The sequence below is a fragment of the Mesorhizobium sp. CA13 genome (assembly GCF_020165235.1).
Taxonomy (GTDB): domain Bacteria; phylum Pseudomonadota; class Alphaproteobacteria; order Rhizobiales; family Rhizobiaceae; genus Mesorhizobium.
This window is the reverse complement of the sequence record NZ_JAIUHS010000015.1, coordinates 99,902-114,722: the sequence shown is the minus strand read 5'-3', so window position 1 is coordinate 114,722 and position 14,821 is coordinate 99,902. Positions and strand designations below refer to the sequence as shown.

Genomic DNA, 14,821 nt, shown 5'->3' with positions numbered 1-14,821 from the left:
TAACTGGAGTGCGCACCTTCCTGCCCATCGTCATTCCGTTACTTCTCCGGCAAAACACTTTGCCGGATTCTTGCGGCGCTCCGAGCTTTTATGCTCAGGACACCGGTTCAGGCTTTTTCCGACGGATCGGCATAGCCGCCCGACACGTCGATCGAGGATCGCCTTAGCCCTTGCGGGTGGTCGCCGAAGGGCAAACGGAAGTTACCGAGATGTTTGCGAAAAACGAGAAAGCGGTCCACGAATGGTGCAGCGCAGGCCGCCTACAGCGAAGATAAACTCAGGAGGTTCTCCGAACATACCGGCCAGAGCCGAACGCATATAGCGCGTGCCGTAGCCCTTCTGGGAAGGCTCGACGACTGGCGGCCCTCCGGATTCTATCCAACTTAAAGTCAGTGTTGGGTCAACATTTGAAGACAACTCCCACTTCAGTAGTATATTACCTGTCGGTTGGGACAAGGCACCATATTTAATGGCGTTCGTCGCAAGTTCATGCAGGCAGAGGGCCAAGGTTGTACCGGCCTCGCGCGAAACCAAGACTTCAGACCCCTCAACAGCAATGGCAGTTTGTCCATCCGATCGGTAGGGAGCGAGGGTCGAATCCACGACGGCTGCTAACGACACCGCCTCGCCACCTGCAAGGAAAACCGCTGAGTGAACGTTTGACAGGGCGGTCAATCGACCTCTGAAATCCTCGGCGAGACTGTCTGCCGAGACAGCGCCGCGCCGCGTCATCTCGAAAATGGACAGCACGCTTGCGAGGATGTTCTTTACGCGGTGATTTAGCTCCAGCCGCAGTTCTGTTTCCCGCTCGAGGTAGTCGCGGACCTCACGCTGACGGAACCTGGTGAGAAGTGCCGACTGTATGCCGCTTATCAGCTCCAATGCGGCCACCGGGCGCTGATAGAATATCTGGCGTGAGCGCGGCCAGGCGGCGCTCAGCGTCGCTAGGATGCGCGATTGGGGTGCTACGCGATCGAGTAAGACGACAATGGGGATCTCCGACCAATTTGGCTGGTCTTGCAGAAATCTGGCAATGACAGCGATCACAGCTGGATTGAGCGCCTCATGGGTAACGACAAGCACTCCGGGGAACTCCGAAAGAAAATCCTCGAAATCGGCCGCGCTTGCCGCTTTGGCTTGCACGCCACGCTCTTGCAGCAATGCGGCCAGGTAGGCGGCATCCTTGCGGTAGGGCGCCAAGATGAGGACCCAATCAAGCCTACCCAGTCCGTTTTGCTTGATGTCACTCACGTCTCGGGCAGGGGATTGTAGGCAACGACTGTGACGCCCGAACTTGCGATGAAAAGCTCTCGAACATCGAGATCATGCGGGCCGTGGCGCTTCTTAACGACGGTGATGTTGCGCCTGAGCCGACCCTCATGCTCGGACATCCGAAGCAGGAGCACTGTGTCGCCGAGAAAGCTGACGTCCACATCAATGCCGACATTCTGTCCCAACAATCCATGCTGCGCTACAATGAGCATTGTCAGCACGTCCGCACGCGCGAGATGCTTTAACAGAGACTGGATATCCAGCACGGCCTTCTCGCGGTGAGGCAGTGAATTCAGATAGCCGGTGAAGCTATCGATCACCACGACGCGTATATTGTTGCGGGCGACGACCTGCTGCACGATTTGGCCAAACTCGCCAGGCGAGATCTCGTTCGGGCTGAAATCATAAATGACAAGCTGGCCATCTTTGTGGAACTGGCGGAGGTCCATGCCCAAGCCTTCGGAGCGTCGAAAGAACGTCTCCAACCGTTCCTCGAATAGAAACAGCGCGACGCTTTCGCCTCGCTGCAACGCCGCTGTTGCGTAGAGGGATGACATCGTTGATTTTCCGGTGCCTGACTGGCCGATGACGAGCGTTATCGTCCCAGATTCCTGACCGCCACCAAACATCTCGTCGAGAGCCTCGACCCCGGACTTTATCAGTTGTGGCTTGGCAATTTCGGCTCCGGATCCGGGCACGATCCTCGGAAACACAACAATGCCTTCGCCCTCGCGAATGGCCATGTCGTGATAACCGTCGGCGAAAGGCACGCCGCGCATTTTGCTGACCTCGATGCGTCGGCGCACGGCACCGTAATCCTCAAGCGATTTATCAAGCCGGATGACGCCGTGAGCGATCCCCTCGATTTCCTCGCCGTTATGATCGCCGCCATTTGTCTGTGTATCAAGGAGCAGCGCTATGATGCCTCGCCTAGCCAGGAAGGCCTTGAAGCCAATGAGCTCGCGGCGAAATCTTGGTGTATCGCCGGTGATCAGTCGGATTTCAAGAAGCGAGTCGTAGACCAGCCTGTGTGGCTTGTATTCCTCTATCGCGCTTTCAATGGCCTTTCGTGTTTCATCCAGCCGAAGGTCGGCGGTCTGGAAGATTGTCTGGTCGGCTGCATCGCTCACTGCCTCGGAGGCAGACAATTCCTCGACGCGAATTCCATCAAGTGTCCAGCCGTGCGAAAATGCAATCGCCTGGAGCTCAGAGGCTGTCTGCGAGAGACTGACGTAAATGCAGCGTTCTCCCGCCGCCACGCCGGCACGCAAGAATTGCAAAGCAGCAGTCGTCTTACCCGCACCTGGATCGCCCTGCACGATGTAAAGGTTAGAGGCTGGCAATCCGCCTCGAAGAATCTCATCAAGGCCGTCAATCCCAGAACTTACAACGGGCTGCTTCTTTCGTTCTGCCATGTCTGCCTTCACCTTTAGCAGTTGCTGGCCGCTGGCCCGCAACGTCAGTTTTCGACAGAGAACTGTCTGTCGAGCGATAGCCAATCAGTCAAATTCTGTACGCAGACTTTTATAGGAGGCAAACTTCCGGAGACTAGGCTTGTCTGTCGTTATGTTCCCCCAACGCCCTTCAAAAACGTGGCAATAACGTCGAGCCGGACCCGTAGTTCCGAACTGCCGTTAAGAATCCGGCCTCGGGATCACTGTAAGTTGAGCGCTGTTGATCGCTGCGGTTCTGGCCTTCAGGGAGTCCAGGAAAGCGTCTTTTTCAAGCGTTCCGGCTTGGTAGGACGCTATCTTCAGGGCAATGTGTTCCGCTTCCAGCGAGTGAGGGTCGTGGCCGAGCAAGCTGCACGCGTACTCAAAAATCTGCTGAAGTTGGGAGATTTCCTCCGGCTCGAGCATACCAAGTCTGCTGGCAAAATCGTTCGCCAATGCGCCCTCTCGAAAACGCTGACAATGTACGTGATGGAAGGCTTTACGGTCATCTCTTCCCTTGGTCAGTGAAAACCCGCGCCACTTTGCCGGTGAGCGCGGGCCGATCGGAGTCCCGATCTTCAGCATGTGGTGCTGGGCACCACCTGCCGCAAGCATGCAACCTTTAGAGGCGGCTAATGTTCCGTCGGGCCGGTTCTGGGCGCCGTTGTACCCTGGCGAGATTGGTCGGTCCTCCCCTTTAAAGTGCCGTAGGAGGCTGCACCGGTCCGGTCCCATTCCATCTAATGAACGGTGCATCCTCCCCGGTAATATCCTTCACCGTCTTTAGCAACGCCTCATGGGTGCGCTGGAGTGCCCGGTAGTGATCGCTTGTAGGCGACAGAAGCGGCTGGACAATGCTCTTGTGAAGCCGTTCAGCCTCTGCCAAGAAGCGTTCGATCTCAGCCTGTGAAAGCTGCTTGGAAAGTCTCCTTCTAGCCATCGTGACACCTTTTCAAGAGTCGCCCCACCCAAGAAAATAATCCTATTTTGACGAGCGAATGTAAAGCTGGTTCGATCGGTGGTGCACCGTCGGCTGGACCTGGACGGCCGAATTCACAGAACCCGTAGGCGCGATCACGATCGATTTCACTGGGAACAATCAGCAATAACCCTCGTTCGGAAGTGATCGCAATTCAGCGATTCAAATAAGGAGGCCTCCATGCTGAAGAAAGTTCTAGCCGCGTCCTTGCTGGGTATCGCCCTAGCCGGTTCCGCATTGGCGCAGTCGAATGGGACAAGTACAGGCGGCAATGCCAGTGGTAGCGGTGGTGCCAATGGTGGTGCAACCGTGAATGGTGGCGCAAGCGTCAACGGCGCTGGTACCGGTACAGTGAACACCGATCCGGATTCGACGAACTCGACGAACTCGACGACGACAGGCCCTAACGGGATGAACGATCGTTGCAAGGATTCCGCAGGTAACGACGTTGACAACAACACGGCCAGTGGTGCGACCACATCGCCAACACAAAACTGCAACAAGTGATCGAGAACCCGGAACTCGCCGAAAGCGCTCAGGACCCGGGATGTAGAAAATGGCGGGCCTGAGACGGCGGCTCCGCCCAGGAGCAATCGAAACGGAAGGCTAGACGCTCCCCCTCAGTCCGCCATGCCGGCCTCATAGTGTACTTTCGCATCAAGGATTGTGTTGTACACGCTAACGGTGTCTTCCCAGATTTCTGCGCTGCTGATGCCAAGGCTTTCGCATCCGCAAAAAGCTTCTGGGTGAGTTCGGCAATCGAGATGACGTCCGCACCGACTGTCTCGGGGATATTATTTGATATCCATTTGTGAAGGAAATTGGTTCATCGAGAGAACAACCACCAGACGGTCAGCGCGCAAACCCCAACCACAAAGGCTGAAGCCGCTATCAAATGCCTCTGCCGTTCTGCCATCTTGGCGGCGGCGGAGGCACCATCTTTTCAGGGTTCGTTCGGTCGTCTATCCCGCAACAAGCTGCCGGGAGATTTTAGGTTCCACTCATCTTGAGTTGACAGACGATGTTGCCAGGATCGATAAAGGCAAGGTCGCTGTGGCGCTTTGGAACCCTGATTGCGATCGATTGGGTGCGCCTGGTGAAACGTTAAGTTGCCAGCGAAGCTGAGGGCACTCATTGACCGTCCGGAGTAAGAACGACATTAATGCCACCGCGGGTTGATGTTGTCGGATATTGTCGACCGCGCTTCCGCTGCAAAGGCTGCCGGGACGTTTATGGGCCTGATGCGACGACCGCTGTTGCTTACTGCGCCTTGGAAGCGCACTTTGCCGGGCGAACGCCCGATTTCCGCTTCTGGTTCCAGGTATTTCGTGACTAGCCGAAGGCGGACAGCATCAACCGCAGTGCACCCTCCAACAAGCCCGCCGAGCCCGAATTGGAGAGCCTGGCCAGACGTCCCTAACGACCCAGCGGCTGCTTTGAAAGCAAGACCAGTTCGGCCTCATCGACCACACCTGCCATGTAATTTGCAATGATCCTGGAGGCAATCAAGTCGCGCGCATCTGGCGATGGATCGTCCAGCTTAAGCTTGTCGAAGACTCGCCCAAGCAGTGCCAACTCGGATTCGTCGAAAATACCGGCCTCAGCTGCTTTTCGTTGAATTGGCATGATCTTTCTCCCGGAAGCCCCAACGGCGAAACATGCAGTAAGCCCCCCGGCCGCGCAAGGGCTTCACGGGGCTGTGACCCTGCCTGCCGCCATCAAGACTGGCGACGCGGATTTTTCAGGAACCGGGCTTCGCGCAGCAAAGAATTCCAGTCGGCACCGATGAGCTTGATCAGGCCGAGCGCTTCCGATTCGGAGATGCCGACCTCTTTAGCCAGCCTCCGAGCAAGAAACTGAAGCCCCTTGTCATCTTCGCGTCCGTTGTCGTTGTCTCTCATCGGAACCCTCCTTTGGGCTCCGAACCTGCCGGAGGCGGTTTCGTTTCGTGGGCAAACAAAAAAGCCCGCCCCGGCGTGAGCCGGGACGGGCCATTGAGCCGACGCAACGGGAGGGAGGGAGGGGCATCGGCCAGAGGCCGAACCTCTCACGGCATTGGACGTTCCGGGCCGAAAGAAAAAACCGCTAGCTGGAGCCAGCGAGCAGGAAAGAAGCTCCAGGACGGACTTTTAGGTTTGGTAAGAGTCCCCTTCGCTTCAGTTCTGAAATCCTCCGGATCTCCAGCATCGGTCAAACGAACGAAGAGCCGTGCGGGTGAGGCCGCTATCAGCGCCCCGCCTTCTTGCGCTTGTTCTTACTTCTTGCGCTTGTTCTTAGGTGCTGGTCTCGCGCAAGGTATCTCAGCCTTCAACCGCTGCTCCCGGAGCCGAGCTGCCTTCGCATCCCGCGCCACGCGCTCGACCTCCATCAGTTCCCGCGCAGCATCCGAGGTGCGCTCCTTTCTGTCTCGTCTTTCCTTCTCGGTGAGCCGTTGACCTTCTCGCATCGTTGCCCTGACTAGACGGTATCGCGCAAATGTTGCCGCACAGAACGATTGTCATCAGATCGGGTTCCACCGGACTGCAAAAGCCCGCCACCTTTCCATAGCGGGAGCGAATCATCCTCCCCGCAGCACGCGCCAGATGTCGGACCAATAGGCGGTGACGAGCGACGCCAGCGCCGTCGCGACTGCCAGCGCTTGGCGCGACACGCGCTTCCGACCGTTTTCGCTTTCCTCCTCGATCTATCGTCCGGACCGACAGATCAGCGTTGATCACCAGCGGCCTTTCTAAATTTTGAGCAGAGGAACCAAGGTTCGATTAAGTCTTCTCCTATACTCTGTAACAGTCGGAAGGTTGCACCGACCGAGATTCCACCTTGCCATTTGCCATTCATCAGCGCTTCCGTACCTTGATGACCTGGACCAGTCTTCCGGCTGTGGTCGCCCTTGTCGTGCTGTTAAGTGCTGGAATCTATGCTGATCATCAAAATAGCATTGTTGCCGAACAGGCATTGCGCGTCGACGTTGCGAAGGAGATGAACCTCGTCCGCGCCAATCTCGAGGGCAATGTCAATGGAGACCTTCAACTGACGCGCGGTCTGATCGCGACCATCGTTACCGAACCGAATATGAGCCAAACCCGCTTTGCCAAGCTGGCAAAGAGCCTCTTTCGCGAGAAGACACAGGTCAGAAACATTGCCGCTGCCCCCGGCCTGGTCATCTCGTTGATGTATCCAATGGAAGGCAATGAAAAGGCCGTTGGATTGGACTTTCGCAAGGATGAAGAATTGCGTGAAGCGGCACTTCGGGCGCGCGATACCAAACAACTGGTTCTGGCCGGACCGGTGGAGCTGAAGCAAGGAGGTCAGGCCTTTATCGGCCGATTTCCCGTCTTCCTTGACCCTGATCGCCCTACCGAGACGTTCTGGGGCATTGTGGCTGCGGTAATCGACATTCAGAAGCTGTACGAGGACAGCGGTCTTTTAGACAAGAGACTGTCGATCGAGATCGCTCTGACGGGCAAGGACGCTCTGGGCCGAAGCGGCGCGCGATTTTTCGGCCCGGCGCGGGTGGCGGAAGACAACCCCGTTACGGCGGAGGTGCGGTTGCCGACAGGATCGTGGCAGATTTCCGCCGTTCCCAAGGGTGGCTGGAATGCGACACCCCGGAACGCTTGGATTTTGCGACTGGCAATGCTCATCGGCGGCGCTCTAGTCGTGGTTCCGATTGTCATTGCGGGACGGCTTTTCGAACAACGGCATAAGCATTACGCCGATCTGCGCCGGAGCGAACGACGGCTTGCACAGCTTTCAGAGAGGCTGGAGCTTGCCCTTGATGCCTCGCAAATTGGCGTCTGGGAACAGGATCTCGACGCGGACATCATATACTGGGACGACCGCCTGAACGAAATCTATGGAAAGCCGGCAGATGGCAAACTGAGAACCTTCGAAGAGTGGTCAAGATCAATCCACCCCGACGATTGTGAACAGGCCAAGCGGGATTTCGCGCAGGGGATAGCGACCGGCATATACTCTTCGGAATATCGTGTAATGCTTCCCAACGGAGCTATTCGACATCTTCGCGCGCGTGCCAAGAGTTACAAGGACGGCACTGACCACAAAATGGTCGGAGCGGAATGGGACGTGACGGCGGACGTCGCCCTGACGCTGGAGTTGGAACGGGCAAAAAACCTCGCCGAAACGAAGAATGCTGAGCTAGAGGCGGCGACGGCGCGCAATGAACATACAGCGCTTCACGATTCTCTGACCGGCCTTCCAAATCGCCGCCACCTCGACACGGTCCTCGATCGTCAGGCCGCTACAGTATCGACGGCTGGCAGCGGCGCCGCGCTTCTGCATCTTGATCTCGATCGCTTTAAACAGATCAATGACACGCTTGGCCATGCCGTCGGCGACGCCGTGCTGATCCATACCGCGAAGGTGCTGACATCGACTGTTGGGTCGGCAGATTTCCTTGCCCGAGTCGGAGGCGATGAGTTTGTCGTAGTCTGCAGCCGCGACATCTCAATGGAGCAACTCAAACAGTTGGCGGACCGGATCATACAGCGACTGCGGCAGCCGGTTCCCTATAATGACCACCAGTGCCGTATTGGGGTCAGCATCGGGATCGCAGTCGATGGGGGCCGTCCCATTGACGGCCCACGCCTGATGGTCAACGCGGACATAGCGCTCTATCGGGCCAAAGGCCGAGGACGCAATCGGTATGAGTTCTTCACCGAAGATCTCCAGTCCGAGATCGTTCGGACCAAACGGGTGGCCGATGAAATCCTCGGAGGGTTGGAACGCAACGAGTTTGTTCCGCACTACCAGCTGCAATTCGACGCCAAAACGTTGGAGGTTGCCGGCGTGGAGGCGCTGGCGCGCTGGAACCATCCGATCGACGGACTTCAGCTGCCAGGTAAGTTCCTGAAAATTGCGGAAGAATTGAATGTCGTTTCGGTTATTGACCGACTGATGCTCAAACAAACTCTCCACGACTTTGATCAGTGGCAGAAAGCACGGCTGCTGGTTCCGCACGTCTCCGTGAACGTCTCTGCGAGACGGCTGCAGGATGAGGAACTGATCAACAGCCTGACTTCACTGTCAATAAAACCAGGAACCGTTTCGTTCGAGCTTCTGGAATCGATTTTCCTCGATGACAACGATGAGCTTATGGTGTGGAACGTCAACCAGATCAAGGAACTCGGAATCGACATCGAAATTGACGATTTTGGCACCGGCCACGCCTCCATTGTCAGCTTGCTCAAACTGCAACCACGACGGCTGAAAATTGCACGCCAGCTAATTAGTCCAATCGCAGAGTCAGTCCAGCAGCGCGAGGTCGTAGAATCGATTGTGCAGATTGGAAGGTCCTTGGGGGTGGAAGTCATCGCCGAAGGTGTCGAGACAATGCTGCAGGCCAAGATCCTCAAGGATTTGGGCTGCGACATCTTGCAAGGGTATGCGCTCAGCCGACCGATGAGTGCGTACAAGATCATGGAGTTTTTAGGCAGCCGGCGAATGCGCTCAGCATCCTGAGATCGATCCATGCCGTGACGATCATCACGGCTCCGCGATTGCGGTCGCGGCTGTCTTTCCCACAGGGCTTTCGCTGCCTCGGCGGCTTCAGGCACGGTCTATTTCTCTACAGCGAGGCGTGGGAGGAATGCTCGGAGTTCCCCTGGCCGCAAATCCACTCGGAAGCGCCGCTTCGCCTCCGCTGCAGCCCTCATCTCGGTCGAATGCGTCAACGGCTGATGGCAAGTTCGTTCTTGTAGAATACACCACCCTTCATAATCGCTTGGAAGGCTTTGCCTTCGTCGCCGAGCAGCGAGATGTCCTTAAGCGGATCGCCGTCGATTACGATCATGTCAGCATAAGCACCCGCGGCAATGGTGCCGACCTTGCCGGGCATCAGGCACAATTCAGCCGCGTTAAGGGTGGTCGAGCGTATTACCTCGATGGCCGGCAGCGCCTCTGCGCGGATATTGAATTCCAGGTTCTGGTACGGGTGCAGGAAGCCGAGATGGTCCGAGCCGTGGCAGATCTTCACGCCGGCCTTGTGCATAATCTCCAGCGATTCCGGTCCACGATCGCGCACCCACTTCAGGCGCTCGACGGCACCCGTATCGAGACCCAGCTTTTCTGCTTCGATGATCTGCGCCTCGTACGCGCTGATCGTCGGTGTCGAATAGGCTCCCTTCTCGGCCATGATCGCGGCCGTCTCGGGGGTGATCAGCGTACAGTGCTCTATCGATTTGATCCCGCAAGCCAACGCGCGTGCTATCGATTCGTCGGAGTGGGCGTGCACGCAAACATAGGTCTTGGCATTGTCCGCCTCCTCCTGGAAGGCGCGAAGCTCGTCCATCGAATAGGCATTCCATGAGCGCGGCATCCGCAGCTGCGCCGCGCCACCGCCGGCCATCACCTTAATGAACTGCCCTCCCTTACGGATCTCTTCGCGCGCAGCGCGGCGACATTCGTCAACGCCGTCGACGATCTTCGACACATTGCCGAGCTGATTGTTGAAGGTCTCGGCCGAGATCAGTTCGCCGCGCTCGCGCGGATCGGTATGGCCGCCGGACTGGACAAAGGCCTTGCCACACATGGTCAGCCTCGGGCCCTCGATCAGACCCGCCTCGAGCGCATGTTTGAAGCCGAGCGTTGCGCCTCCCACATCGCGGATCGTCGTGAAGCCGCGCGTCAGCATGCCCTTGACGATCTTGGCCGCATGCAGCGCAACCAGTTCGTTGGGCATACGCGAACTGGTGGACGGATCTTCAGCCGCCGAATAGACGTGGACGTGGCAATCGATCAGGCCGGGCATCAGCGTCTTGCCCCTTAGGTCGATCCTGATCGCGTTTGTGTCCTTGATCGGCGCGTCGGAAACTTCGTCGATCAGACCTTCCGAAACCCGCACGTGACGGTCGTACTCCCCTTCCTGCGAGGAACCGTCAAGCACGCGCGCGTTTTCGAAAACATATGAATGCATGGGGATCTCCTCTTCGATTGTCTGTTATAGCCGACCTAGTACGTCGCCCGTCCACCCGACAGGTCGAAGACCGCACCGGTGGTGAATGAATTTTCCTCGGTCGCCAGCCAGCAGATCATGGACGCTGCCTCCCTCAGTTCGAGCATGCGCCCGCGCGGAATCTTCCCAAGGATGTAGGCAATGTGTTCGGGCGCCTGGGCCATCGCCCCCGGTGTCTTGGCGACGGCCGGGGTCACGCAGTTAACGGCAATGTTGCGGTCTGCCAACTCCTTGCCCAGCGACTTGGTCAGCGCGATCACGCCGGCTTTCATCGACGAATAGGCGACCGCGTTGGGATTGCCTTCCTTGCCGGCGATGGAGCTGAGATTGACGATGCGTCCGTAGCCCTTCTCCATCATGTGCGGCACGATGGTACGGCAGCAGTGGAAGGTGCCATTGAGGCCGACCTGGAACACCTCTGCGAAGGCATCCGGCGGATACTCCCAGGTCGGCATATTGGGGCCAACGACAGCGGCGTTGTTAATTAGGATATCGACCCTGCCATAGCGCTTGAGCGTCGCCTTCGCCGCCGCCTCCACGGAGGCAAGCACACCGATATCGGCTTTCAGGCAGTGCACGCGGTCGTGCTGTCCCAGTTCGTCAGCGCAGGCGCTCAGCACCGTCTCATCGCGGTCCCAAATGGAGACGTGCGCACCCGACTCGAGCATACGCTCGACGACGGCAAAGCCGATACCTTGAGCACCGCCCGTGACGATCGCGGTGCGGCCTTTGAGATCATACTGGTTCATGTATGGATGGATCCTGTCCTTTCCGGTGGCATCCCGGCTTCACCGCATCGGGCAATTTCGTTTTGTGTTTTCTGCCAAACCGGAATACGACCTTATTGGAGACAGGGCGGGCAGCGCGAAGACTTGATTGGGAATGCGTGCGTCGTGATCCGCGATGAGCCCGCGCAACTGAACGGTCGCGATCGTCGATCCCTTCCTGGCGCGAGGATCGTGAATAGCGGTCGGGCAATCCAAGCATGGAGCTGTGTGACGAGTGCGTTTCGACCTATTGTCATTGGAATTGTTCGTAGCCGTTTGTGAAGAGCAAAGCATAGCCAAGGCCGCCGATCGCGAACACATAGCTGCGTCGGCAGTCAGCAAGCGCATTTCCGATCTTGAGGTCCGGCTGAAGACTCCGTTGTTCGTGCGCAATTCCAAGGGGCTGGAACTGACCGCGGCCGCCTATTCGCTGCTGCATCACGCCCGTGTGGTCATGCGCGATCTGCGCCAGATGGAATCCGAACTGTCCCACCATGCCAGCGGCATGCGCGGCCACGTCCGCGTCCATGCCAGCGTTTCCACCATCATCCAGCACCTGCCGCGCGATCTTGGCGAGTTCCTCGCCCTGCATAACGGCGTGCGCATCGACTTGCAGGAAGGCACCAGCCAGCAGGCCGTCGAGGCAGTGGCGGAGAACGCCGCAGACATAGGCGTGTTCGGCGGCGTTGTGCCGCGCCAAGGCTTGAAGATCATTCCCTACCGGGTCGACCGCATTGTCGCTCTCGTTCACAAGGACCATCCGCTGGCGGACCGCGCGATCATCAAGTTTGCCGAATTCACGGATTTCGATCTCATCGGGCCGATGAAGGGATCCTTCCTCGACTCGCTCGTGCTACGCGCTGCCTCCGAACTCACCCGCTCGTTGCGGATGCCGGTCCGCGTCAACGGTTTCGAAACCGTATTCAGCATGGTCGAAGCCGGGCTGGGCATCGGCCTGGTGCCCGAGAAGTGCGCCGAGCGCTACGTGACCAGCGGCAACACCGTCGCCATCGTCCTTGACGAATCCTGGGCCGAGCGACAGTGGAACCTTTGTGTGCAGGAAAGCCAGACCATGCCGGCGCCCGTGCGCCTGCTGCTCAACCACCTTACCAACAGCGAGAGCCGGTAAGGCCGCGCTCATCTCAGCCACCTTCGTCGTCGGAGCGGTGGGCCGGCGGCCGTCGAGGCGCATTCGCCTATGGCGATGGACGGCTTCCGAAGGACGACTTCGAGAATTCTAGCGGCAGACCTATAAGACGCCGGACAGGGCGCGGGCCGTGGTGGATTGCGCTCCTGTGAAATCTATCTGGAGAAACAGGACGTGAAAATCGCGGTACTTCCCGGCGACGGAATCGGCAAGGAGGTGACCGCCGAGGCGGTCAAGGTGTTGCGCGTACTCGCCGGCGAGGGCCTCGCCTTCGAGATGATAGAAGGCGTCATCGGTGACGAAGGCATTCAGACGGTCGGTGATGCGTTGCCGAAAAAAACGCTTGAGCTCTGCCGCGAGGTTGACGCCATTCTGCTCGGCGGCACCGGTGTGCCCGCCGACGAACACCGTCCGCCGGCCGAGGGTGCTGGCAACGGGCTGTTGCGGCTCCGGCGGGCACTGTCGCTTTATGCCAATTTTCGTCCGGTGCTGCTCTATCCCGAATTGCTCGACGCATCCACACTGAAGCCGGAAGTGGTCGAGGGGGTCGATATGTTGATCCTGCGGGAGTTGAATGGCGATCTCTATTTCGGCGAGCCGCGCGGCATCTCGGTCAATTTGGCTGGCGAGCGCGAAGGCATCAATACAATGCGCTACACCGAGAGCGAGATAGAACGTATCGCCCATGTGGGATTTCAGGTGGCGCGGAAGCGCAGCAAAAAGCTGTGCTCTGTCGACAAGTCGAATGTGCTGGAGACAATGATGCTGTGGCGCGAGGTGATGACCCGCGTCGGCAAGGACTATCCGGATGTGGAACTGACACATCTATATGTCGATGCGGCTTCCATGGCGCTGATCCGCAATCCCAGGCAGTTTGACGTCATCGTCACCGGCAATGTCTTCGGCGACATCCTCTCCGATGCCGCGGCGATGCTGGCCGGTTCGATCGGCATGCTGCCGTCGGCCTCGTTGGGTGCCGGGAACAAGGGTCTCTACGAGCCCGTCCACGGCACCGCGCCGGACATCGCCGGCCGCAACATCGCCAATCCGCTTGCGGCAATTCTCTCGGCAGCGCTGATGCTTCGCTATTCCTTCTCTCTGGAACACGAGGCGGCGCGCATCGAGGCGGCAGTCCGCTCGGTGCTTGGCGCCGGCTACCGCACCGCCGACATCATGCGGCCCGGCTGCCGTCAGGTCGCCACCAGCGAAATGGGCGACGCCGTTGTAAAAGCCTTCCAGGCTCAAGCCAGCACGCGCGCGGTCGGCTGAGCTTGCCCTGGTATCACGCGCGCCGATCTCCTGCCCGGGCATATCGATTTCACGCTTCCTGACAGACCGAAAATCCCGGGCAGAAATTTCAATGGAGTAGGACACGCGATGAAATTGCTGCGATACGGCGAGCCGAACGCGGAAAAGCCCGGCATTCTCGACAGCGATGGCCGGATTCGCGACCTTTCCGGTCATGTCGCCGACATTGCCGGCCGGACGCTGTTTCCCGAGGGTCTCGATGCGCTGCGCACCCTCGATATGGCAACCCTCCCGGTCGTCGGCGGCAATCCGCGCGTCGGTCCTTGTGTTGCCGGCACCGGCAAATTCATCTGCATCGGGCTGAACTACTTCGACCACGCGGAAGAAACCGGCGCTACGGTGCCGCCTGAGCCGATCATCTTCATGAAGGCGACGTCGGCGATCATCGGGCCGTGTGACCGGGTCGAGATTCCGCGCGGTTCCGAGAAGACCGACTGGGAAGTCGAACTCGGCGTCATCATCGGCAAGATGGCGACGTCCGTCTCCGAAGACGACGCGATGGACCATGTCGCCGGCTATTGCGTGGTCAACGATCTGTCCGAACGCGCCTTCCAGGCCGAACGACAAGGCCAGTGGACGAAGGGCAAGTCGGCCGACACTTTCGGCCCGATCGGTCCATGGCTGGTCACAGCCGATGAGGTCTGCGACCCGCAAGCCCTGAAAATGCATCTCGAGGTCAACGGCAAACGCTTTCAGCACGGTTCGACGGCCACCATGGTCTACGGCGTGCGCTACCTGGTTTCCTATCTGTCACAGTTCATGAGCCTTCGTCCCGGCGACATCATCTCCACCGGCACGCCGCCCGGCGTCGGGCTCGGCCAGAATCCCAATGTCTTCCTCAAGGCTGGCGACGTTATTACCTTGGGCATCGAGGGCCTTGGCGAACAGCGACAGGAATGCATACAGGCGTAGCGGACCCGGCGAACGGACGCCGAGACCGCCGAT

Annotated in this window: 12 protein-coding genes; 5 read left to right on the top strand and 7 right to left on the bottom strand. The window is 58.6% G+C overall.

What is annotated here, in order from left to right; translation table 11 throughout:
- Nucleotides 1–201 precede the first annotated feature (201 nt).
- The 3 genes from LB566_RS26480 to LB566_RS26470 all read right to left on the bottom strand — a co-directional run bounded on the left by LB566_RS26480 (nucleotide 202) and on the right by LB566_RS26470 (nucleotide 3,290).
- Nucleotides 202–1,251: a sensor histidine kinase gene (locus tag LB566_RS26480; RefSeq protein WP_140554257.1), complete on the bottom strand. Its 1,050-nt coding sequence runs from the start codon at nucleotides 1,249–1,251 to the stop codon at nucleotides 202–204.
- Nucleotides 1,248–2,687, bottom strand: a complete 1,440-nt coding sequence (locus LB566_RS26475; RefSeq protein ID WP_224628819.1) for an ATPase domain-containing protein — start codon at nucleotides 2,685–2,687, stop codon at nucleotides 1,248–1,250. Before LB566_RS26475 ends, LB566_RS26480 begins: the two co-directional genes overlap by 4 nt.
- A gap of 219 nt (nucleotides 2,688–2,906) precedes the next feature.
- A complete protein-coding gene (locus LB566_RS26470; RefSeq protein ID WP_224628816.1) occupies nucleotides 2,907–3,290 on the bottom strand; it encodes a hypothetical protein in 384 nt (127 codons plus the stop codon).
- Between the two features lie 574 nt (nucleotides 3,291–3,864).
- On the opposite strand from LB566_RS26470, the gene LB566_RS26460 reads away from it, so the two are divergent.
- On the top strand, nucleotides 3,865–4,191 hold the full coding sequence (locus LB566_RS26460) for a hypothetical protein (RefSeq protein WP_140554263.1): 327 nt from the start codon (nucleotides 3,865–3,867) through the stop codon (nucleotides 4,189–4,191).
- A 909-nt stretch (nucleotides 4,192–5,100) separates the two neighbouring features.
- Here LB566_RS26460 and LB566_RS26450 read toward each other — a convergent pair.
- Together LB566_RS26450 and LB566_RS26445 are read right to left on the bottom strand one after the other, a co-directional pair.
- The gene (locus LB566_RS26450; protein ID WP_140554265.1) at nucleotides 5,101–5,310 is read right to left on the bottom strand and encodes a hypothetical protein; all 210 of its coding nucleotides are present in this window, start codon (nucleotides 5,308–5,310) and stop codon (nucleotides 5,101–5,103) included.
- A gap of 92 nt (nucleotides 5,311–5,402) precedes the next feature.
- On the bottom strand, nucleotides 5,403–5,585 hold the full coding sequence (locus tag LB566_RS26445; protein ID WP_224628813.1) for a hypothetical protein: 183 nt from the start codon (nucleotides 5,583–5,585) through the stop codon (nucleotides 5,403–5,405).
- Between the two features lie 952 nt (nucleotides 5,586–6,537).
- On the opposite strand from LB566_RS26445, the gene LB566_RS26440 reads away from it, so the two are divergent.
- The gene (locus tag LB566_RS26440) at nucleotides 6,538–9,162 is read left to right on the top strand and encodes an EAL domain-containing protein (RefSeq protein ID WP_224628885.1); all 2,625 of its coding nucleotides are present in this window, start codon (nucleotides 6,538–6,540) and stop codon (nucleotides 9,160–9,162) included.
- A gap of 208 nt (nucleotides 9,163–9,370) precedes the next feature.
- Here LB566_RS26440 and LB566_RS26435 read toward each other — a convergent pair whose 3' ends face one another.
- Together LB566_RS26435 and LB566_RS26430 are read right to left on the bottom strand one after the other, a co-directional pair.
- On the bottom strand, nucleotides 9,371–10,615 hold the full coding sequence (locus tag LB566_RS26435) for a metal-dependent hydrolase family protein (protein ID WP_224628810.1): 1,245 nt from the start codon (nucleotides 10,613–10,615) through the stop codon (nucleotides 9,371–9,373).
- A 35-nt stretch (nucleotides 10,616–10,650) separates the two neighbouring features.
- Nucleotides 10,651–11,403, bottom strand: a complete 753-nt coding sequence (locus LB566_RS26430) for an SDR family NAD(P)-dependent oxidoreductase (protein WP_224628808.1) — start codon at nucleotides 11,401–11,403, stop codon at nucleotides 10,651–10,653.
- 253 nt (nucleotides 11,404–11,656) lie between these two features.
- Here LB566_RS26430 and LB566_RS26425 point away from each other — a divergent pair, with 253 nt between their 5' ends.
- From LB566_RS26425 to LB566_RS26415, 3 genes are all read left to right on the top strand, one after another.
- Complete coding sequence (locus LB566_RS26425) at nucleotides 11,657–12,550, top strand: LysR family transcriptional regulator (RefSeq protein ID WP_140552972.1); 894 nt, start codon at nucleotides 11,657–11,659, stop codon at nucleotides 12,548–12,550.
- Between the two features lie 192 nt (nucleotides 12,551–12,742).
- Nucleotides 12,743–13,837, top strand: a complete 1,095-nt coding sequence (leuB, locus tag LB566_RS26420; protein ID WP_140552971.1) for a 3-isopropylmalate dehydrogenase — start codon at nucleotides 12,743–12,745, stop codon at nucleotides 13,835–13,837.
- A gap of 108 nt (nucleotides 13,838–13,945) precedes the next feature.
- Nucleotides 13,946–14,788, top strand: a complete 843-nt coding sequence (locus LB566_RS26415) for a fumarylacetoacetate hydrolase family protein (RefSeq protein ID WP_224628805.1) — start codon at nucleotides 13,946–13,948, stop codon at nucleotides 14,786–14,788.
- Nucleotides 14,789–14,821: the final 33 nt, after the last annotated feature.

Excerpts from the sequence above, each read along its gene's own strand:
- LB566_RS26450 (WP_140554265.1), bottom strand. The coding sequence starts at position 5,310 with ATGCCAATTCAACGAAAAGCAGCTGAGGCCGGTATTTTCGACGAATCC.
- LB566_RS26435 (WP_224628810.1), bottom strand. The coding sequence starts at position 10,615 with ATGCATTCATATGTTTTCGAAAACGCGCGCGTGCTTGACGGTTCCTCG.
- LB566_RS26460 (WP_140554263.1), top strand. The coding sequence starts at position 3,865 with ATGCTGAAGAAAGTTCTAGCCGCGTCCTTGCTGGGTATCGCCCTAGCC.
- LB566_RS26470 (WP_224628816.1), bottom strand. The coding sequence starts at position 3,290 with ATGCTGAAGATCGGGACTCCGATCGGCCCGCGCTCACCGGCAAAGTGG.
- LB566_RS26430 (WP_224628808.1), bottom strand. The coding sequence starts at position 11,403 with ATGAACCAGTATGATCTCAAAGGCCGCACCGCGATCGTCACGGGCGGT.
- LB566_RS26440 (WP_224628885.1), top strand. The coding sequence starts at position 6,538 with ATGACCTGGACCAGTCTTCCGGCTGTGGTCGCCCTTGTCGTGCTGTTA.
- LB566_RS26445 (WP_224628813.1), bottom strand. The coding sequence starts at position 5,585 with ATGAGAGACAACGACAACGGACGCGAAGATGACAAGGGGCTTCAGTTT.
- LB566_RS26475 (WP_224628819.1), bottom strand. The coding sequence starts at position 2,687 with ATGGCAGAACGAAAGAAGCAGCCCGTTGTAAGTTCTGGGATTGACGGC.
- LB566_RS26415 (WP_224628805.1), top strand. The coding sequence starts at position 13,946 with ATGAAATTGCTGCGATACGGCGAGCCGAACGCGGAAAAGCCCGGCATT.